17 protein-coding genes are annotated in these 19,932 nt (G+C 55.4%); 10 read left to right on the forward strand and 7 right to left on the reverse strand.

All coding sequences use genetic code 11. The features are described 5' to 3' along the window. Positions 1 to 292: 292 nt before the first annotated feature. Both K0I31_RS07300 and K0I31_RS07305 read right to left on the reverse strand, forming a co-directional pair. Positions 293 to 685, reverse strand: a complete 393-nt coding sequence (locus K0I31_RS07300) for an ATP-binding protein (protein ID WP_220080394.1) — start codon at positions 683 to 685, stop codon at positions 293 to 295. Next, positions 682 to 1,920, reverse strand: coding sequence for a PP2C family protein-serine/threonine phosphatase (locus tag K0I31_RS07305; RefSeq protein WP_220080395.1), 1,239 nt, complete (start codon positions 1,918 to 1,920; stop codon positions 682 to 684). The genes K0I31_RS07300 and K0I31_RS07305 overlap by 4 nt, the downstream gene beginning before the upstream one ends. Before the next feature lie 400 nt (positions 1,921 to 2,320). Here K0I31_RS07305 and K0I31_RS07310 point away from each other — a divergent pair, with 400 nt between their 5' ends. From K0I31_RS07310 to K0I31_RS07320, 3 genes are read left to right on the forward strand one after another with little or no spacing between them, the layout of a single operon-like run. Then, complete coding sequence (locus K0I31_RS07310) at positions 2,321 to 3,181, forward strand: phosphate/phosphite/phosphonate ABC transporter substrate-binding protein (protein WP_220080396.1); 861 nt, start codon at positions 2,321 to 2,323, stop codon at positions 3,179 to 3,181. After that, the gene (locus tag K0I31_RS07315) at positions 3,178 to 6,708 is read left to right on the forward strand and encodes a PAS domain S-box protein (RefSeq protein ID WP_258406590.1); all 3,531 of its coding nucleotides are present in this window, start codon (positions 3,178 to 3,180) and stop codon (positions 6,706 to 6,708) included. Before K0I31_RS07310 ends, K0I31_RS07315 begins: the two co-directional genes overlap by 4 nt. 16 nt (positions 6,709 to 6,724) lie before the next feature. After that, positions 6,725 to 8,236: a sigma-54-dependent transcriptional regulator gene (locus K0I31_RS07320; protein WP_220080397.1), complete on the forward strand. Its 1,512-nt coding sequence runs from the start codon at positions 6,725 to 6,727 to the stop codon at positions 8,234 to 8,236. Positions 8,237 to 8,271: 35 nt separating this feature from the next. On the opposite strand, the gene K0I31_RS07325 is transcribed toward K0I31_RS07320, so the two are convergent. Beyond that, complete coding sequence (locus K0I31_RS07325; protein WP_220080398.1) at positions 8,272 to 9,738, reverse strand: capsule assembly Wzi family protein; 1,467 nt, start codon at positions 9,736 to 9,738, stop codon at positions 8,272 to 8,274. A 384-nt stretch (positions 9,739 to 10,122) separates the two neighbouring features. On the opposite strand from K0I31_RS07325, the gene cysQ reads away from it, so the two are divergent. The 4 genes from cysQ to K0I31_RS07345 all read left to right on the forward strand — a co-directional run bounded on the left by cysQ (position 10,123) and on the right by K0I31_RS07345 (position 13,332). Beyond that, entirely contained in the window at positions 10,123 to 10,917 is a 795-nt protein-coding gene (gene cysQ, locus K0I31_RS07330) for a 3'(2'),5'-bisphosphate nucleotidase CysQ (RefSeq protein WP_220080399.1), read from the forward strand. A 28-nt stretch (positions 10,918 to 10,945) separates the two neighbouring features. Continuing rightward, on the forward strand, positions 10,946 to 11,836 hold the full coding sequence (gene mak, locus K0I31_RS07335; RefSeq protein ID WP_220080400.1) for a fructokinase: 891 nt from the start codon (positions 10,946 to 10,948) through the stop codon (positions 11,834 to 11,836). A 110-nt stretch (positions 11,837 to 11,946) separates the two neighbouring features. Next, positions 11,947 to 12,651, forward strand: a complete 705-nt coding sequence (locus K0I31_RS07340; protein ID WP_258406591.1) for a YdcF family protein — start codon at positions 11,947 to 11,949, stop codon at positions 12,649 to 12,651. Between the two features lie 12 nt (positions 12,652 to 12,663). Then, a complete protein-coding gene (locus K0I31_RS07345; RefSeq protein WP_220080402.1) occupies positions 12,664 to 13,332 on the forward strand; it encodes a DUF2982 domain-containing protein in 669 nt (222 codons plus the stop codon). Positions 13,333 to 13,504: 172 nt separating this feature from the next. Here the strand turns inward: K0I31_RS07345 and K0I31_RS07350 are convergent, their stop codons facing one another. The 4 genes from K0I31_RS07350 to galU all read right to left on the reverse strand — a co-directional run bounded on the left by K0I31_RS07350 (position 13,505) and on the right by galU (position 16,525). Continuing rightward, the gene (locus tag K0I31_RS07350; RefSeq protein ID WP_011865230.1) at positions 13,505 to 13,960 is read right to left on the reverse strand and encodes a bactofilin family protein; all 456 of its coding nucleotides are present in this window, start codon (positions 13,958 to 13,960) and stop codon (positions 13,505 to 13,507) included. Positions 13,961 to 14,070: 110 nt separating this feature from the next. Beyond that, positions 14,071 to 14,547 (reverse strand): ferredoxin-type protein NapF, encoded by a 477-nt coding sequence (gene napF / locus K0I31_RS07355; protein WP_220058563.1) that lies wholly within the window; start codon positions 14,545 to 14,547, stop codon positions 14,071 to 14,073. A gap of 44 nt (positions 14,548 to 14,591) precedes the next feature. Next, the gene (gene galE, locus K0I31_RS07360; RefSeq protein ID WP_220080403.1) at positions 14,592 to 15,605 is read right to left on the reverse strand and encodes a UDP-glucose 4-epimerase GalE; all 1,014 of its coding nucleotides are present in this window, start codon (positions 15,603 to 15,605) and stop codon (positions 14,592 to 14,594) included. After that, a complete protein-coding gene (gene galU / locus K0I31_RS07365; RefSeq protein WP_220044803.1) occupies positions 15,605 to 16,525 on the reverse strand; it encodes a UTP--glucose-1-phosphate uridylyltransferase GalU in 921 nt (306 codons plus the stop codon). Before galU ends, galE begins: the two co-directional genes overlap by 1 nt. 454 nt (positions 16,526 to 16,979) lie before the next feature. Between galU and phhA the strand changes: the two genes are divergently transcribed. The 3 genes from phhA (at position 16,980) to tyrR (ending at position 19,927) form a co-directional block, all read left to right on the forward strand. Next, the gene (phhA, locus tag K0I31_RS07370; RefSeq protein ID WP_220044804.1) at positions 16,980 to 17,777 is read left to right on the forward strand and encodes a phenylalanine 4-monooxygenase; all 798 of its coding nucleotides are present in this window, start codon (positions 16,980 to 16,982) and stop codon (positions 17,775 to 17,777) included. A gap of 33 nt (positions 17,778 to 17,810) precedes the next feature. Next, complete coding sequence (locus tag K0I31_RS07375; RefSeq protein WP_011865235.1) at positions 17,811 to 18,149, forward strand: 4a-hydroxytetrahydrobiopterin dehydratase; 339 nt, start codon at positions 17,811 to 17,813, stop codon at positions 18,147 to 18,149. A gap of 233 nt (positions 18,150 to 18,382) precedes the next feature. Beyond that, complete coding sequence (tyrR, locus tag K0I31_RS07380) at positions 18,383 to 19,927, forward strand: transcriptional regulator TyrR (protein WP_011865236.1); 1,545 nt, start codon at positions 18,383 to 18,385, stop codon at positions 19,925 to 19,927. Positions 19,928 to 19,932: the final 5 nt, after the last annotated feature.

Raw genomic sequence — 19,932 nt, forward strand, 5'->3', positions numbered from 1 at the left:
GTCAGCGCAGGCTTTGGAATTGTGCATTGCAATTTGCATCGCCCTGCGCGTTTTTGCATTGGCGAGCTTGGGCGATATTGGAATGAGATTGGAGTGAGATTGGAGTGAGATTGTGCCGAGATTGGGGTGAGCTAAAGGCAAAGTATCGCTTAGGAATGCTGCAGAGGAGTGGGCTAGAGACTAGCGGGAGGTGAAGGGTGAGGTTAGGGGTAAGCCGAGCGGCTTTAAAGAAAGAGGGAGTTGACTTAGTTTAGGCGCGCGTTTATTCGCGCGCCTAACCCATGATCTAAAGTCAGCGGCGCAGCAGGCTAAGACGCAGGTGGCTGCCCTGCACCGAAGGTTGAAACCTCACCTGATCCATCCAGCTGTTCATTATCCACAGGCCGCGGCCTGAGCCTGCCATGGGCTGAGGGCAGTTTGGCTCGCCGCTCGCTTTATGGGGAGGGCGCTTGTCCAGTAGATCTACGGTGATCTTGTCGTGGTCGCAGTGCAGGATCACTGTGATGTCACTCAGCTCGCTGCTGGCGTGTTTGATGCTATTGCCAAGCGCCTCCAGGATGCAGGTGACCACCTTGAAGCGTTCCTGCTTGAGGACGCTGTTTTGCAACATGAATTGTTCCAGTTCCAGGCAGAGCAGATCTTGCTGCCAGGCCTTGTTGGTTAGGGTGAATGTTAGGCTGTTCATGCGCTTTTCCTCCCTTGGGTGTATAACGCTGCCGGCGCCGCGGCGCGGCGATGAAAGGTGAGTAGCAGCAGTGAGGTATCGTCCTGGGGACTCGATTGCTGCCACAGCTTGGCCTTATGGATGAGATGCCTGATCAACGACTCGGCGCTCAGGCCGCTCGCCCGATGACAGAGCCGCTTGAGCCTGGCCTGACCAAACTCGCCAAACTTGGGGTGACGACTCTCAAAGAGACCATCTGAGTAGAGTAGCAGTCGCTGATCCGGTCTCAGATAATAGCGGCTGCTGCGATACTGGTAGTGTTTGTCTATGCCTATGGGGAGCTGAGGCTCGGCGTCGAGCGTGTCGCTGCCTCGATTATCCAGCAGCAGCGGCGCGGGATGTCCGGCGTTGGTCAGGTCTAGCTCGCCACTCTGGCAATTGACTATGCCTAAGATAAGCGTGGCGAAACGCCCGCACTGCTGGGGATCATCAAATAACTGGTTGAGCCGGGTGACGAGCCTGGCGCTGTCCAGGGACTCCCAGTCGGCGCGCTGGCGTGACAGCTGCTGCGCCAGGGTGAAACCCTGCATGGAGGCGGCGATGCCATGACCGGCCACATCCAAGAGATAGAACCCCAGATGGCTTTCATCTATGGCAAAACATTGAAAGATATCGCCAGCCAGGCTGGTGGCGGGTTGAAAGTGAGAGCTTATCTGCCAAAGGTTGAGGTGTTGATCCTGCGGCGGCAAGAGCGCCCGTTGCAGCTGCGCCGCGCTGGTGAGATCTTCCTTGAGTTGCCCTAGGTATCTCTCCTGGGTCTGCATCGATCTGTGTAGCTTATGGTTCTGCACCGCCAGGCTGCGCTGCAGACTCACCAGGCGTTTGGCCGCCAGCAGGCGCACCTTGAGTACCGAGGCCTGAAAGGGTTTGGCGATAAAGTCATCGGCGCCGGCTTCAATCCCCTGGATCATGTGCTCGGTTCGGTTCTTGCCCGTGAGCAGTATGATAAATGGCGGTTGACTTAGCCCTTTGACCCTTTGGCACAGGGTGATGCCGCTCATGCCCGGCATGCGCCAGTCACTGATCATGATATCCACGCTTGTCTGTTGCAGCTTTACCAATGCCTGCTGCGCGTTATCACAGCTGGATACCGCAAAGCCGAGCTGGCGCACCAGACTCACTATCATCAGGCGCTCACAGCTGCTGTCTTCGACGACGAGTACCGAGAGTGCGGTCGGCTGGCTTGGCTGTTTCATGGTGGCGACTCCCGGCCCTTGGGCAGTAGACATAGTGAAGTGGAGATAGTGCTTAATGCATGACTAACAACTTCTGTGCCATCGCGCCTCGGCTTCATCTATTCATCTACTTATTTGTCTATCTATTCAATGTAATAGCGTCTCTTTGTTTAGGGTTAGCAACTTAATCATGATGGGGTTTACACCATTGGCTAAATTGCAAAATGCGAGGCTTGCATTCATAGTGAGACCTAAGGTGTTGATCTTCATCGGACAGCAGGGAGGCGCGGCGCACTTGAGGAGAGGTCACTTACTGAAGAGGGTAAGGGCTCAAAGGGACAGAGGCAAAAAGCTTTGGCATAGCGATTGCTGAGCAAGGGGTATCCCTCTCGTCGACAGTGATTGGTGTAAAGGAAATAAGATGAACATTCTGCCTCGATTCATAAGCCTATGTATAACCCTTATCCTGCTGAGCCCTGCGCTGGCAAAGGATTTGGAGGTCAAGCCGACCCTTGTCTTCGGCGTCGTGCCCCAGCAAGCCTCGGCCAAGTTGGCCCAAAGCTGGTCGCCACTGCTGGCGCTGCTGTCGCAAAATGCAAATATCAAAGTGCAATTTGCGACCGCGCCGGATATTCCCACCTTCGAAGCCAGACTCGCCGCCGGGGAGTATGACATCGCCTACATGAACCCCTATCACTATGCGGTGTTTAGCCGAGCCGATCACTACAAGGCGTTGGCGCGCGAGCGTGACAAGCAGCTGCAGGGGATCATAGTAGTGAGAAAAGATGCGCCCTATACCGAAATCAACCAGCTTGATGGTAAGACCCTGGCCTTTCCCGCGCCGGCGGCCTTTGCGGCCAGCGTGCTGCCCAGGGCCAATCTGAGCCGTCTCGGGCTCAACAACGAGATCCGCTATATAGGCTCCCATGACTCTGTCTATCTGGCGGTGGCCAGAGGCCTGGCCGATGCCGGCGGCGGGGTGCAGCGCACCTTCGCTAACATGACGCCCAAGACCCGCGAGCACCTCAGGGTGCTGTGGCGCACCCCAGGTTATACACCCCATGCGATTGCCACCCATGTGCGACTCGACGAAGCCTTGAGACAGCGCCTATTAGCGGCGCTCGTCTCTCTGCCGGGCACCCAGGCGGGGCAGGCGGCACTGGACGCCATAGGTTTTCGACCGCTCGTCGAGGCCAGTGACAGCGACTGGGACGATGTGAGGGCGCTGCAACTGGGTGAGCTATCCCAGCCGCTGAAATCGACTGAGGGAGGCGCGCCATGATCTCATTTCGCCTCAAGACGGTACTGGGGATCGCGCTTATCGAGGGCGTGTTGTTGCTGGTGCTCGTCTACACCAGTATCGATTATCTCAAGAGCTCGAATGAGGCGGAGATCCAGCGCCGCGCCAGCTCCATCATCAGCCTGTTTGCCGCGGCGACCAAGGATGCGGTGATCAGCACAGATCTGTCGACCCTGGAGGAGCTGACTCAGGAGCTGCTGAGTAAAGATCATGTGCGTTATGTGCGCGTCTATGATCAACAGAATCTGCTTATCGACGAGCGCGCCGCCGGGGTCAGCGAGGCCGACTATCCACATCTGTTGCCAATAAGTCAGCCTATCGAGGTGGCGGGATTCGCTTTCGGTCGGGTGGAAGTTGGCCTGGATACCACAGATTATGAGCTGCTGGTCTCCAGCGCGACCCGGCAGTTTCTCTCTATCGCCGGGCTGGAGATGCTCTTGGTGGCGCTGTTTTCCTGGCTTCTTGGGATCTATCTGACCCGTAACCTGGACTCGTTAAAGCTGGCCTCGGAGCGGATCCTGGGCGGCGAGACGGGGGTGCAGGTGCAAGTGAACAGTGACGATGAGCTGGGGCAGACGGCGAAGGCCTTCAATCGCATGTTAGACAAGGTAGAGAGCAATCGCCAGGAGTTGGAGCAGGCCAATATCCAGCTGTCGACCATCTTGGAATCGGCGGTCGATGGCTTCATCATCTTCAACGTCGAGGGAGAGATAGTCGAGGTGAACCCGGCCATCGTCTCACTGTTTGGCTATGAGGCGCAGGCGCTGATAGGCCAGCCCATCGCTAACCTGGTGCCGCTAAATTATCGCGAGCAATATCATCAACAGTTGATGCAGTTTATCGCCTCTAACCGCAGCCGGTTGAGCCATAAGCAGCGTGAGCTGCTGGCACTTAGGGCCAACGGTGAGCGCTTCCCCGTGGACATGGCGATCTCCAAGATGGTGATCAACAACCAGACCATGTTACTGGGCTTGGTGAAAGATCTCACAGAGATCAAGCGTAAAGAGGCGCGAATCCGCCGCAGCGAGGCTATCTTGCTGGCAACCCTGGAGGCCAGCCCGGATGCGCTGATCACCATAGATATCGCTGGCAAGATCCAGGCCTTTAACGACGCGGCCAGCAGCCTGTTTGGCTATGGACGTAAACAGGCCATCGGCGCTCAAATGGCCGACCTCTTGTTTGTCGACAGCCAGCATGAACGCTTTAGCAACTGCCTGCAAACCTTCCGCCAGACTGGAGCCGGACCTGGCATTAAATCCAATATTACCCTGCATGCCCGCAAGCAAGATGGCGAGGCGCTGCCGGTAGAGCTCAAGTTGGTACCTGTGCAGATGGGCGATGAGATATTGCTGACCGCCTTCTTACACGATATCTCCAGGCGCCTGGCCTATGAGCGCGAGCTACAGAGTGCCAAGGAGCAGGCAGAGGCGGGCAGTCAGGCCAAGTCGCGCTTTCTGGCGACCATGAGCCATGAGATCCGCTCGCCACTCAACGCCGTGCTGGGCAGTGTCGATCTTATCTTAGGCTCGAGCCTGGATGAGGAGCAGCGCCTCTATGCCCAGACCGCTAAGGAGGCGGGCACGGCGCTGCTCTCTACCATCAACGATATCTTGGACTTTTCTAAGATTGAGGCGGGGGAGATAGGCGTCGAGCTGGAGACCTTCTCGGTGCAGAAGCTGCTGGATCAGGTGATCAATATCTTGCAGCCCAAGGCGCGAGAGAAGGGGATAGCCTTCGCCTGTTTTATCAATCGCAATGTGCCCGATGAGGTGGAGGGGGATCTACAGCATCTCAGGCAGGTACTGCAAAACCTGGTGGACAACGCCATCAAGTTCTCCCATCGCGGTTACATCACCCTTGAGGCCTGGGTGCCCGATGCGGCCCAGAGCGACGCCTCGCTCTGCTTTAGCGTGGCCGATCAGGGAATTGGGATAAGCCAGTCGGCGCAGCGCAAGCTGTTTAAGGAGTTTAGTCAGGTACATGACCAGCGCAATACTCAATATGGCGGCACAGGTCTGGGGCTGGCGATATCCGCCCAACTGGTGCGTCTCATGGGGGGCGAGCTTACCCTGGAGAGCCTGCCGGAGCAGGGTAGCTGCTTCAAGTTCGATGTCAGAGTGAAACTGACCAGTCAAGGAGCCGCAATGCCCCGCCATCTTCCCGCCCATGCCAGAGTCTTACTGTTGCATCCAGATAGCCACTTCCACAGAGTGCTGAGCAAGCAGTACAGCCAATATGGGGTAAGCTGCGTCTGTGTGGATTCGCCTGAGCAGCTGTTTCAGCCCCATCTGGTTAAGGGGCGTTTTAATCTGATCCTGCTCGATGAGTCCTGCTTACATAGTTTGAGCCAAGCTGACTGTCAGCGCCTATCTCAAGGCTATCTGACCGAGCAGGGCCGCCTGCTGGCCCTGATGGATAGCCTGGTGGCATCGATCGACAGCCAGCTGAGTGAGCCAAGACCGAATCTCACCGAGATTGACATCAGCGGCCATGTGACTAAACCGCTCATGCGCCGGCAGATGTTGCAACTATTGCAAGATGGCGCGGCGCCGGCACAAGATACGGCCCGTCAGAGTGAGCATCTCACCGCCTCGAGTCAGAGCCAACTGCCTATCTTGATGGCCGAAGACAGCAAGTCGAATCAGCTTATCGGCGGCGCCATGCTGACCAAGGCGGGCTACCGGGTGGAGTTTGCCAACAATGGACGCGAGGCGGTGGAGTGCGTCGCCAAGCATGACTATGGGCTGGTGCTCATGGATATGCGCATGCCGGAGATGGATGGGCTGGAGGCCACCCGGCGTATACTGGCGAGTCATCCGCACACCATCATATTGGCGATGACCGCCAATGTGCAGAAAGAGGATATCGAGGACTGCTTCGACGCCGGCATGCAAGACTTCATCGCCAAGCCGGTGAACCGGGCCGAGCTGCTACAAAAGGTCGCCTATTGGCTCGATAAGGCGAGCCGTCAGGCGCCTGAGAACTCGACTGAGCAGGATAACCATCGAGAGCCAGATAATGAGATATATGGTGAGAGGCATGAAGAGAGATATGAAGAGAGCAGTGACCGACGGCTCGAGACTCAGGCGATTATTTCACTGGCGAACCAGGACAGGCTGCTGGATAGTCAGGTGATCGCTGAGCTGACCCAGACCTTAGGTCAGGCCTCGCTGGATAACATGTATGGCGTCTATCTCAAAGAGACAGAGTCGCGCCTTACCTGTTTGCGCGACTTGCCCTTAGATGCGTTAGATAAGTTAGATGAAGCTAGTTTCGAGCAGCTGGAGACCCAGGCCCATACCCTCAAGAGTAGCTCGGGTAGCTTCGGCGCCAGCGCGCTGGCCGAGGTCGCCAAGGCGCTGGAGCAGGCGGCGCAGCAGCGTGATCGGGCGCAGGCTGGAACTTTGCTAAGTGAGCTCTTTACTGTGGCCGAGCTGACGATGGCGGCCATAGCGGCTAAGATAATCCATAATCAAGATGAGGCGGTGCGGCGCGTTGCCGATGCCTGAGTTCAAAGGAGTGCATATGGAAATGAAGGAGACATTTACCGCCTTACTGGTGGAGGATAGCCTGTCTCTTGGCGCCCTGTATACCGAGTATCTGCGCGGCGAGGGCGCCCTGGTGACTCAGGTCAACTATGGCGAGGATGCCCTGAGGGAGCTGGCGCAGTGGCAACCCGACATCTTGGTGCTGGATATCAAGCTACCCGACATGTCGGGAATGGATATCTTGACCCAGGCGCAGGCCCAGTACCCTGATACTGTGGTGATCATGATCACCGCCCATGGCAGTATCGATATCGCGGTGGATGCCATGCGCGCCGGCGCCTTCGACTTTTTGGTGAAACCCTTCGATGCCAAGCGGCTCAGCATTACCCTGCGCAACGCCAGAAAACAGCGCCAGCTGGTGAGCCTGGTCAGCAAGTATGAAAACAGCCTGCCTAAGTCTAATTACATGGGCTTTATCGGCGAATCCCTGGCGATGCAGACTGTGTATAAGACCATAGACTGCGTGGCCAACAGTAAGGCCTCAGTGTTTATCATCGGCGAGAGCGGCACCGGCAAGGAGGTGTGCGCCCAGGCGGTGCACCATGCGGGCACGCGCCGCGACGGTCCCTTCATCGCGCTGAACTGCGCCTCAATACCGAAAGATCTGATAGAGAGTGAGATCTTCGGTCATACTAAGGGGGCCTTTACCGGCGCCCATGCCAGCCGTGAGGGCGCCGCCAGCCGCGCCCATGGTGGCACCCTGTTTCTCGACGAGCTGTGTGAGATGGATCTTGAGTTGCAGAGTAAGCTGTTGCGATTCATTCAGACGGGTGTGTTTCACCGGGTCGGCAGCGCCAAGGAGGAGGAGGTGGATGTGCGTTTCGTCAGCGCCACCAACCGCGATCCTTGGGAGGAGGTGAAGGCGGGGCGTTTTCGCGAAGATCTCTTCTATCGCCTGCACGTGATCCCCATAGAGCTGCCGCCACTGAGGGTCAGGGGCAAAGATATCCTCTTACTGGCCAACAAGTTGCTGGCCGAGTACTCCGCCGAGGAGGGCAAGGTGTTTACCGAGCTGAGCGATGAGGTGCGCCAGCTGCTGCTGAGCTACCCTTGGCCAGGTAATGTGCGTCAGCTGCAGAACGTCATTCGTCAGGTGGTGGTGCTTAACGAGGGGCCGAGTGTCACCAAGGAGATGTTGCCGATGCAGATCGTCTCTGGTGCCGCCGCGCCAGCAGAGGCTAGCCAGGGCAGAGTGTCTGGCGCAGCTAGCGCTATTGGTCAGGAAGCTGTTGCCCATGAAACACTCGTCCGGGAAACTGTCGCCCAGGAAACTGTCGCAGCAAGCGAGGGGGCTGATAAGGCGTTAGCCACGGGCAATGATGAGATAGTGCCTCTGTGGATCGCCGAGAAGCAGACCATAGAGGCGGCTATCGCCCGCTGTGACGGTAACGTCCCCAAGGCCGCGGCGCTGCTGGATATCAGCGCCTCGACCATCTATCGCAAGCGTCAGAGCTGGGAGGAGATGGAGCGCGAAAGCTTAAATGCTTAGCCTGAGCGTCAAGATCAACTTTGGCCAAGCTTAGGCTAGAAGCTTCTTTCCCACAGGGCATACAGGCTGGTGTCCCAGTCGTGACCGCCGCTATGGACAAACTGGCGATAGCTGAGGGTGCCACCTAGCTTGATGATGCCCTCAAACCAAGGTCTGTGGTAGCTGGTATCGAACTGATAGACCCGCTCATATTCGCCAGGAGAGACAGGGTTACCGCCTGCGCTATTGCCCGTATCTATACCGTCGGTGTTGAGCCTGAGCCAGCGCAGCTTGTTGGTGACGCTGTGGCCATCGCCCAGCTGAGTGATGCCACCAAGGACCAAGGTCTCGGAATCGTTATCATAGGTGCTGCCCAGGCTCCTGCCGTAGTAGCGGTAGCCACTCTGGTAAAAGCCATGTTCATACAGACAGTTATAGGCGTTAGGGTCGATGCCACAGGCCACCTTGGTATCGGCATACTCGATGAAGACCCGGGTGCTCAGTGCATCTAGCATAAAGTCTACCCCGCCCAAGTTGGCGGCATTGATCAGCTTGTTTTTGCCGTGGTGATAGTCTTCGTGGATCCGTTCGAAATAGATGCCATAGGGGACGCCGAAGGCGGTGTCTGACCAGCGAAAATCATAACCGGCGAGCATGTTTTCCTGGCCGTTGGTGACATCACCCTCAGACTGGCCGCCATTAAACAGGCCATCCCACCAATCACTCAGGCTGTTGCCATAGCCTTCGCCGCCCCACTGCATGGTCCATGAGAAGCCGACCTCTAGTTTAGAGATAGGTCTGAGGGTGCCGCGAGCGCCCCAATGCCTGGCGTCGGGCACATAGCGATCGCTCTCCATCTGGCTGAAGCTGGTGGTAAAGGTCCAGGGGCCTATCCAGTTGAGCCAAGGTGATTCGAATGCCGCGCTGTTGTTGCGGCTTAGTGTCACACCTGGCATGGGGCGGGCATTGGTGGTCTGGATTAGGCCGGTATCCCATCCTGGTCCCCAATATTTTTGCTGCGCGCCGGCGCTGAGGATCCAGTTGCCCAGGCTAAGGGCGGCGAAGCTGTTGTCTAGTCGGCTGCTGTTGCCATCAATCGGGTCTTGATGATAGCTGGCCGAGAGGCGACCGCTAAACCACTCCTTGGTGACCTCGACGTCCACCTTGGCCTCGGCCTTGTCTCTATAGTCATGACCAAAGCCCAGGAAGCGCGCCCTGTCGGTGGCCGCGCCCAGGCCGATGCGGGTACTAAGGTCTCTATGGTCTCTGGCATAGGCACTCATCACCCTGTCGTAGGCCGCGGCCTGGGCCGGAGAAAGCTCGGGCAATTCGGCTGCATCGAGATCTTGCTTGAGCCCGGCCCACATCAGCGGATAGGTGGTCACCGGCTGCTTGATTATCCCTGTATCGGCAAGCAGTTGAATGTCGGCTCGCAGCGGCAGGTCGGTCGGTTCTATCCACCAGGCGGCAAATGCAGAATGGCTGCTAACAACTAGGAGGGGAACGGCTAGGTATCGTTTCATCGGCTCATCTTTTCGATCTGAATTTTTGCGCGAATATGATGATTAATTGGCTAATTAACAAGGGAAATATCGATAATTGCCGGATTAATCACCCGGCTTTGTAGCTTTGTGTTGCCTGGGTGATTTTTAGGTGAATTAAGCGTGGGGTTTCGGTGGTGATTTTGTGCTGGCGATAGAGGTGAAAGGTTAACAGCTTGTGGGCGCTCTTCGGTTGGCTGCAAGCCTGACAAGGTGCTGAATACGAATGCAAGGCGCGGCGAAAGGCTTTTCACTGCCCCGCGCCTAGCTTAGTATCTTTTACGCAAAGTATGATCAAATTGTTATTAAATTCTTAGCCGTGGAGATGGCATACTAAGGCAATCTAGGGCGAAGAGAATTTATATTGTGAGTCATATATTTAAGCAAGAATGGTTAGATGAGCTGGTCGAGATCGCTAAGAAGGCGGGCGATGCCATCATGCAGGTCTATGGCAGCGACCAGATGGATATTCAGGCCAAGGCCGACGATAGCCCTGTGACCACGGCCGATCTGGCCAGTCACAAAGTGATCGTCGAGGCGCTTGCGCATCTGACGCCAGACATTCCCGTGATGTCTGAAGAAGCCGCCGACATTCCCTGGGAGACGCGTAAGCAATGGCAGCAGTATTGGCTTATCGACCCACTGGACGGCACCAAAGAGTTTATTAAACGTAACGGTGAGTTCACCGTTAACATCGCCTTTATCGACAAGGGGCGCGCCCTGGCTGGGGTCGTCTACGCGCCCGTGCTGGATAAGTGTTATTACGGCGCCCAGTATTATGGCGCCTGGTTGGCCTGCGCCGATGGGGTGACAGATTTGAACCAGCTGGCGGTTGCGGCGCCGAGTGTGCCCAGGATTGTCGGCAGTCGCTCTCATGTGAGCCCTGGGCTTGCGGCCTATCTCGAGGAGATAGGCGAGCATGAGATGACCAGTATCGGCAGCTCGCTGAAGTTTTGTCTGCTGGCCGAAGGCATGGCAGATATCTATCCCCGCCTGGGCCTGACCAGCGAGTGGGACACGGCGGCGGCGCAGGCAGTGTTGGAAAGCGTTGGCGGTCTTGTGGTGAATGCTGATAACGGCAAGCCGCTGGACTATAACCAGAAAGAAGATATTTTGAATCCCTACTTTATCGCTACCGCAAAGCATTGGCGCGATAAGTAAGAAAAAGAGAATAAGATTGGAGCAGAGTATGATGAGAATGGGTGTTGACCTGGGGGGCACTAAGATAGAGCTGGTGGCCCTGAATGAGGTCGGTAAGGAGCTGTTTAGACAACGTATCCCCACGCCGCGTGAATACAAAGCCACCCTGGATGCCATCGAGGCACTCGTCAATGAAGCAGAGTCCACTCTGAGTCAAAAAGGCACAGTGGGTGTCGGTATTCCCGGGGTGATCTCTCCTTTCTCCGGTCTGGTGAAGAACGCCAACTCGACCTGGATCAATGGCCATCCGCTGGATCTGGACTTAGGTGCGCGCTTGGAGCGTGAAGTGCGCGTAGCCAACGATGCCAACTGTTTCGCCGTGTCCGAGGCGGTAGATGGCGCCGCGGCCGGTAGGGGCCTGGTGTTTGGGGTGATCATAGGCACAGGCTGTGGCGGCGGTATCGCCATCAACGGCAAGGTTCACGGTGGCGGCAACGGTATCGGTGGCGAGTGGGGCCATAACCCGCTGCCCTGGATGACACCCGACGAGTTCAACTCCACCGAGTGTTTCTGTGGTAACAAAGACTGCATCGAAACCTTTATCTCTGGCACCGGCTTCGTGCGCGACTATAAGGCGGCTGGCGGCGATGCACCCAGCGGTATCGAGATCGCCCGTCGAATGGAGCAGGGTGAAGCGCTGGCGACCGCGGCGTTTGAGCGTTATATCGACCGTCTGGCCCGCTCGTTGGCCCATATGATCAACATGCTGGATCCCGATATTATCGTGCTGGGTGGCGGCGTATCCAACATAGAGGCCATCTATCCAAGATTGCCCGAGGTACTGTCTAAGTACGTGCTCGGTGGTGAGTGCCGCACCCCTGTGGTGCAGAACATGTATGGCGGCTCATCAGGGGTTCGCGGAGCCGCCTGGCTCTGGTAATGACTTCCTTTCATCCCTAGGTTACACTTGCCCCCACTTTTCATTGGGGGCAAGATTTAGGGGCAAGGATAGCCGTGTTCTGGGTAAAAAAACTAATTTCACAACTCTTAATGCCGATCCCATTATCGGTATTGTGCCTGTTTATCGCGATCTTGATCCTTCGGCGACGCAAGTTCGTTAAGGCGCTGATCACACTCTCTTTTACCATCTTATTGCTGGCGAGCAGTCAATGGGGCAGTCATCAGCTGACCGCACCGCTCGAGGGGCAATACCCAGTCAACAACGACCCGATAGAAAACGCCTGCGTGGTGATGGTGCTGGGCAGTGGTCACGATTCTACTATCGCCGATCGCGCCACCCTGCAGCTCTCTGCCACCGCACTGGCCCGTCTTACCGAAGGGGTGAGACAACTTAGCCTAGGGCAGGATTGCCAACTGGTGGTCAGTGGTTGGGGTGGCAGTGACGCTGTGCCTCAGGCGCAGGTGATGGCCAATGCAGCCATCGAGCTCGGGGTGAACCCTGAGCGGATCATTCAGTTTCCCCTGGCCAAAGATACCCTGGAGGAGGCACAATTTCTCAAATGGGAGATAGGTGACAGGCCCTTCAGGCTGGTGACCTCGGCCACCCATCTGCCACGGGCCATGATGATCTTTCATCAGGCTGGCATGCACCCTCAGGGGGCGCCGGCAGACTTTATCGCCCGGGGCGGCTACTGGTGGCAGCTGGATGCCCGTAACCTGTTGGCCTCCCAGCGTTCGATCCATGAATATGTGGGGCAAACTTGGCTTAAGATTAAATTTGCTTTGGCAGATTAGCGTTTGGAGATTATGGAACAAGAAGCAGTTGTCATTCGCGCGGTGACCAAGCGTAACGCGCGCACCTTTACCCTGATTGGCGGCATCGCCTTAATCAGTGCCCTGTGCATGTTTATCGCCTCCAGGGCGCTGATGGGGCCGGGCATGGTCTGTTTCATCTTCGGTATGATCTTTACCGTGTTGGGGATAGCCAAGTGGATGCAGCCCGAGGTGAGTATAGAACTGAGGCCCAGGGGGCTGGTGTATCACCATCACAGGGGCAGCATCTATCTGGAATGGGACAACATTCAACGGGTCGATATCCCTCGCAGCATTCAGACGTTCGATAGCCATGATCTGCCCTATATCGGGGTCAGGCTGAAATCCCTGTTGCCGCTGATCGACGATATACCTCCCAGGCTGGCGACTGGTCTCCTGAGCGAGCAGCGCCCGCTGCTGATCTCCTCCTTGAATCTGGACGGTGAACTTGCGGACCTCGAACATTATCTCAACTCAGAGTTCACTCCCATCACACTAGAAGGCACAGATTTCAGTGGCGTGCAGGCGATGTTTGCCCGGCGCTGCGCTCAACTCAATACTCAGCTGGGTTACCATGTTTACTTGCCGGAAGATTGTTTAGACAGAGCGCCGAGAGAGTTTCTCGCGCTGCTGAGGGAATATAGAAGCAACCTTAGGCAATAGCAGGTCATCCTGACCTGCTAGAAAGCGACTGCTGACCATAGACTCATTATTATGAGTACAAGAAATGGGGGCAAGGGATGGATATAAAAAAGGCCACACAATCCTGTGGCCTTATTTGTTAAAGCTGTCCACTTAATATAGCCAGATAGGGCTCTAGCCAAGCTTACCTAGATTAGGCAGATTTAGTGAGTTCTTTAAAGTAATTGTCTAACTGAGACTCTGCCTCAGGTTCGGCATCAGATTTGGTTTCAGGGTTAATTGCTTGGACGTCTGGTTCGCTGGCGAGCAGAGCGACCTCTTCGCGTACGCGCATCCCGATAAACTGACCCCCTTCGAAGATCTCCATCGAGTTACAGGCGATCTCGCCCTCGACGCTACCTGTGCTGGTGATGTTCAGTTTTTCACACTTCATCTTGCCCTTAAACGCACCAGAGACCTTAATTTCCTTACACTGCAGCTCGCCTTCGATATAACCATCGACTTCGATCGTCAGCTTACCGGTCGCGCTGATTTTGCCGTGTAGTTCGCCGCCGATGAGGGCTTCGCCGGCAAAATGAGTTTCCCCTGATAATTTAGTCCCTTGCGCAATAAAGGTGAGACCTGCTTTGTTATTTTTCTTTCCAAACATAATGATTAACTTTTTGCCCGTTTTGCCCAATATTACCCTTAAACTTTGTGTAACAAAACCACTAATATTTGGCGCTGCCTGTCAGTTTTTTGGCAATGCTTTTCACTACATTAGCTAAGTTTTATCGATTGATTAGGGCAGGGGGCTACGCAGGCGCCGCAGCCGTTACACAGCTCGGTATCGATCACAGGCTTGGGCGCCTGACCTATGCTGGCGGTAAAGCTGATGGCTCTGGGATCGCAGGCATCTTTACAGGTCTGACACCAGATGCCGCTGTTGGCGAGACAGCTCTGGTCGATACTGGCCTTGATCTGCCAGGGAGTTTCTTCGATGTCGGTAAACAGCGGCTCGGGACACACCTTGGCACAGGCGCCGCAGAAGGTGCATTCATCCTGACTGAAGCTGACCTCGGGAAAGCCACCATCGCCACGGGAGAGGATCTTGGTCTCACAGGCATCGATACACTTATCGCAGCGGGTGCAGATATCGGTAAATTCGACATCTGTGCGGCTCCAGGGCGGGCGGATCACCTGGCTCTTGCGGCGACTGAAGAGGTTACGGCGGCTTTGGTTGATGCGATTGCTCATAGATTCACTTGCTATCAAATGGGGGGCCTGAGCCCCCGACTGCTTTAGGCCTTGTAGCCGCTCGGGTTAGAGGACTGCCAGTGCCAGCTGCTGTTGGCCATATCTTCTATGGTGTGGGTGGCCTGCCAGTTCAGCTCTGTCTGCGCCTTGTGGGGATCGGCGTAGCAGGCGGCGATATCGCCAGGACGGCGCGGTGCGATCTGGTAGGCGATAGAATGACCGCAGGCCTTCTCGAACGCCTTGACCATATCCAGCACGCTATAGCCTTGGCCTGTGCCCAGGTTATAGGTGACCAATCCTGGCTTAGTGTTGAGTTTCGCAAGTGCCTTCAGGTGCCCCTTAGCCAGATCAACCACATGGATATAGTCGCGCACCCCGGTGCCATCATGGGTGTCGTAGTCGTCGCCGAAGACGCTCAGCTTCTCGCGTTGACCCACGGCAACCTGAGCGATGAAGGGCATCAGGTTATTGGGGATATCGTTGGGGTCTTCGCCGATGAGGCCGCTATCGTGGGCCCCCACAGGATTGAAGTAACGGAGTCTGGCGATGTTCCAGCTCGGGTCCGAGTGGTGCAGATCTTTAAGGATATGCTCGACCATCAGCTTAGACTGACCATAGGGGTTAGTGGCGCCGGTTGGGAAATCTTCGGTAATAGGTAGTGAGGCGGGATCGCCATAGACGGTGGCCGATGAGCTAAACACCAGGTTTTTCACGTTAAATTCGGCCATCACCTCGCACAACACTAAGGTGCCGGTAACGTTGTTTTCATAGTAACGCAGCGGCTGGGCGACCGACTCGCCGACGGCCTTGAGGCCGGCAAAATGGATCACGGCATCGATATCATGGTCGGTAAAGACCTTCTGCAGGAAAGCCTTGTTGAGCACGTCGCCCTGATAGAAGGTGACCCCTTTATTGGTGATCTGCTCGACCCGTTTGAGGGCCTCGACGCTTGAGTTGCTCAGATTGTCTATGATCACTACCTGTTGATCATCATTGAGTAGCTCAACGACAGTGTGGCTACCTATGTAGCCTGCGCCACCAGTGACTAAAATCGTCATTAATCTTTATCCTGTTGTAAATCTGAAACTAATGTTTTGAGGTAGTCGGCAAAATCCCTGCCCACTTCGTGATGGCGCAGCGCGTATTCGACATTGGCACGCATGTAGCCGAGTTTGTTGCCACAGTCATGGCTCTTGCCATGCATGTAATAGGCGTTGACGGTTTGGCTGTTCATCAACATGGCGATGGCATCTGTCAGTTGGATCTCATCGCCGGCGCCGGCGGGAGTTTTGCCCAGCAGCTGCCAGATCTGCTTAGGGAGCACGTATCGGCCAACCACGGCTAAGTTAGATGGCGCCTGGCCCACCTTAGGTTTCTCCACCAACTCATTGATAGGTTTAGATTGCCCGGCCTCCAGCTGATGGCCGTTCACATCGGCGATACCATACTGGTCGACGCTGCTCTCTGGCACGCCCTCGACCATGATCTGGCCCACTTCGGTTTCATCAAACAACTTGACCATCTCGGCCAAGTTATCCCGGCTGAGATCGCAGCTGGCATCGTCTATGATGACGTCCGGCAGTAGGACCGCAAACGGCTCGTCGCCCACGACCTTCTGGGCACATAAGATGGCGTGGCCCAGCCCCTTGGCCTGAGATTGGCGCACGCTGATCACAGTCACGTCGCTTGGGCAGATGGCCTGCACCTCGGCCAGTAGCTGACGCTTTACCCTACGTTCGAGCTGGGCCTCGAGCTCGAAGCTGGAGTCGAAATGGTTTTCGATGGAGTTCTTACTGGCATGGGTGACCAGGACTATCTCATTGATCCCGGCGGCTATCGCCTCGTTGACCACGTATTGGATCAAGGGTCTATCGACTATGGGCAACATCTCCTTGGGGATCGCCTTGGTTGCCGGAAGCATGCGTGTGCCGAGACCCGCGACGGGAATAACGGCCTTGCGAACTTTGTGCTGTTTCATCCTAATCCTAGTTGGCTGCGCAAAATGCCCTTTTATTCTAATAAAAACGCCCTGAAAAGCCAGGAGATTTAGGCGCATTGGCCGCTAGCTTCTCGGTATCCGTCGAACTAGTCGGTGTCGGCCTTAGCTCTAATCTGACGCCATTAGAGGCGCGCTGGATGCCAGAACTGGGATTGAGCTGAGTAAGCAAAATACCTTTACATAAAAATTTGTCTCATGGGGTAAGCAGATGAAATTGATGTCAAAGTCGGCATTTGTGTCAAGAGTGTTACATGTTTATTTCTCTGTAAGTGCATAAATAAAAACGATTTAAATTTTCATTTTCTGCCTGATGTAAATTTGAGGTTACATCTTGAGCGGCGCTCAAGCCAAATTATAAAGTGTGATCCTGTTAACAAACTCCGGCGTTTAGTCAAATATGGAGGCAGGAGCAGTCATTTGTGTTGTATTTATCATGAGTAAACAAACTACGTATCAGGCCAGACTGCCTGATAGCCAAGGGTTCATCCAATACCCTGACAATGAACATGAGATCTGGCAAGCGCTGTACGACAGACAGAAAGGCAATTTGCCCCACTATGCCTGTGATGCCTATCTGAAAGGGCTCGAAGATCTTGCCTTGCCTGCAGATCGCATACCGCAGCTCGGCGAAATAGACGCTGTGCTGCAACAGGCCACAGGTTGGAAGACGGCCGCCGTGCCGGCGCTGATCTCTTTTGAGAAGTTTTTCCAGTTGCTGGCCAACCAGGAGTTTCCGGTTGCCACCTTTATCCGCAGTAAGGAGGAGTTCGACTACCTGCAGGAGCCCGATATCTTCCACGAGATCTTCGGTCACTGCCCGCTGCTGACCAATCCTTCATTTGCCCGTTTCTCTCACGAATACGGTAAGTTGGGCCTGGCCGCCTCGAAAGAGGAGCGTGTCTTTCTCGCCAGACTCTACTGGTTTACCGTGGAGTTTGGTTTGATCCGTCAGGCCAACGATGAGCTGAAGATCTACGGCGGCGGCATATTGAGTTCGCCCGGTGAGACGCTATACGCCATGAGCGACACCCCGGTGGTGAAGCCTTTCGATCTGTTGGATATCTTAAGAACCCCTTATCGCATCGATATCATGCAACCAATTTATTACGCTATTGATTCAATTGATTATTTAGACGAAATCGTCAAAATGGACATCATGGGCGCCGTGACTAAGGCACGCCAGCTCGGCCTGCATGCCCCCATGTTTGAGCCAAAATCGAAAGCCAGTTAATAGAGCCAGATAAGAAAATCAGAAGGAAGAAGTATGACTGAATTAGCCCAAATGAAATGCGAAGCCTGCCAGGCCGACGCGCCTAAGGTGACCGATGCCGAGTTGGCCGAGCTGATCCGCATGATCCCAGATTGGGGCGTCGAGGTGCGTGACGGTATCATGCAGCTTGAGCGTGTCTACAAGTTTAAAAACTTTAAGCTGGCGATGGAATTTACCAATAAGTTGGCTGACTTAGCGGAGGAAGAGTTTCATCATCCCGGCATTCTAACCGAATGGGGCAAGGTTACTGTGACCTGGTGGTCTCACTCGATCAAGGGACTACACCGCAACGATTTCATCATGGCGGCCAAGACAGACCAGTTATTGGACTAAGTTAAAATTGATTTAAAAACAGCGTCATAGCCTAGCTATGGCGCTGTTTTTTTGGTTGCGTTTCGAATCCGGTGTAAACAACTCTTGCCACAAATCTCATTACACTCTAACGTATAGGCGTTTTATCGGCATTTCTGCGTGGCGTGTCACACTTTTTCTGGCATGAGACGCAACCATGCTCGCGATAATCCCAAAAACCGTGAAGTAATAAATATAAAAAGGGACGAAAGGGTATGCGCTTAGAAGTAAGTTGCATCGACCGCGTGGGTCTAGCAAAAGACATTCTGGTGATCCTCGAAGGCTATGGCATTAACCTGATAGCTATCGACGCCAGTAACCAGGGATTTCTCTATCTGCAGTTTGCTGAGGTCAACTTTGATGTGCTCAGTGAGCTGCTGCCGTTAATCAGGAAGGTGGAAGGGGTGCACGACGTGCGCACCGTCTCTTTCATGCCTTCCGAGCAGGAGCATTACGCGCTTAAGACCTTGTTGAAGACGCTGCCGGATTCGGTCTTCTCCATCGACGTTAAGGGGCGGATCCGTATCGTCAACGAGTCGGCGCTGATGACAGTCAACATGGGCGAGCACGAGGTGCTCGACGAACCCCTCAATCATTGGGTGCAGGGCTTTAACTTCAACCGCTGGCTCAGCGAGCCGTTGGTGTTGGCCCAGGCCACCCGGGTTAACATAGGCCAGAGCGAATACCTGGCCGAGATGCTGCCCATCTATCTGCCCGACGAGAACGACAAGACCATTTTGGCTGGCGCCGTAGTCTCCCTCAAATCGCCCGCACGGGTCGGCAAGCAGTTTAACGCCCTACAGAATCAGACCACAGGGTTTGAGAATGTGCTGGCGGTCAGCGACAAGATGAAAGAGGTGTTGGTGCAGGCCAGACGCATGGCCCAGCTCGATGCGCCTCTGCTGATCACGGGTGAGACGGGCACAGGTAAAGAGCTGATGGCCAGAGCCTGCCACGATGCCAGCATGCGTCGTGAGCATCCCTTTATTGCGATTAACTGCGCCGCCATGCCTGACAGCGCCGCCGAAGAGGAGCTCTTCGGTTATGTCAGCGGCGGTGAGGTGGTCAAGCGTGGCTTCTTCGAAGAGGCCAAGGGCGGCACCGTCTTCTTGGATGAGATTGCGGAGATGTCCAAGGCGGCCCAGGTCAAACTGCTGCGTCTGCTGCAGGATGGCACCTTCCGCCGGGTGGGCGGCGATGTGGAGGTGCGCTCAGACGTGCGCATCATCTGCTCGACCCAGAAGAACCTGGCCGAGCTGTGCCAGACCGGCGAGTTCCGCGAAGATCTCTACTATCGCATCCATGTGCTCAGCTTCCATATGCCCTCGCTCAGAGAGCGTAAGGTGGATGTGATCCCCCTGACCGAGATGTTCCTCGAGCATTACAGTCAGCAGCTGTCTATTCCTATTCGTCGTATCTCGGCCCCATGCCGCGAGCATCTGCTGGGCTACGCCTGGCCGGGTAACGTGCGCCAGCTGAAAAACGCCATCTTCCGTGCGGTATCCATGTGGGACGGCTCGGCGGAGCTGACCGTGGATCAGCTAAAATTACCGTCATACGCCGAGGGCTTTGGTTATTTCGATCATCAGTTTGAGGGCAGTCTGGATCAGGCGATGAAACAGTTTGAGGCGAGCCTGCTCAGACGTCTCTATCCTGCGTACCCCAGTACCCGCCAGCTGGCGAAGAAACTCGGGGTGTCTCACACGGCTATCGCCAACAAGCTGAGAGAATATAAGATCAGCAAGCAAAAAGGGATGTAAAACCT

This window comes from Shewanella spartinae, assembly GCF_019457555.1.
GTDB lineage: Bacteria > Pseudomonadota > Gammaproteobacteria > Enterobacterales > Shewanellaceae > Shewanella > Shewanella loihica.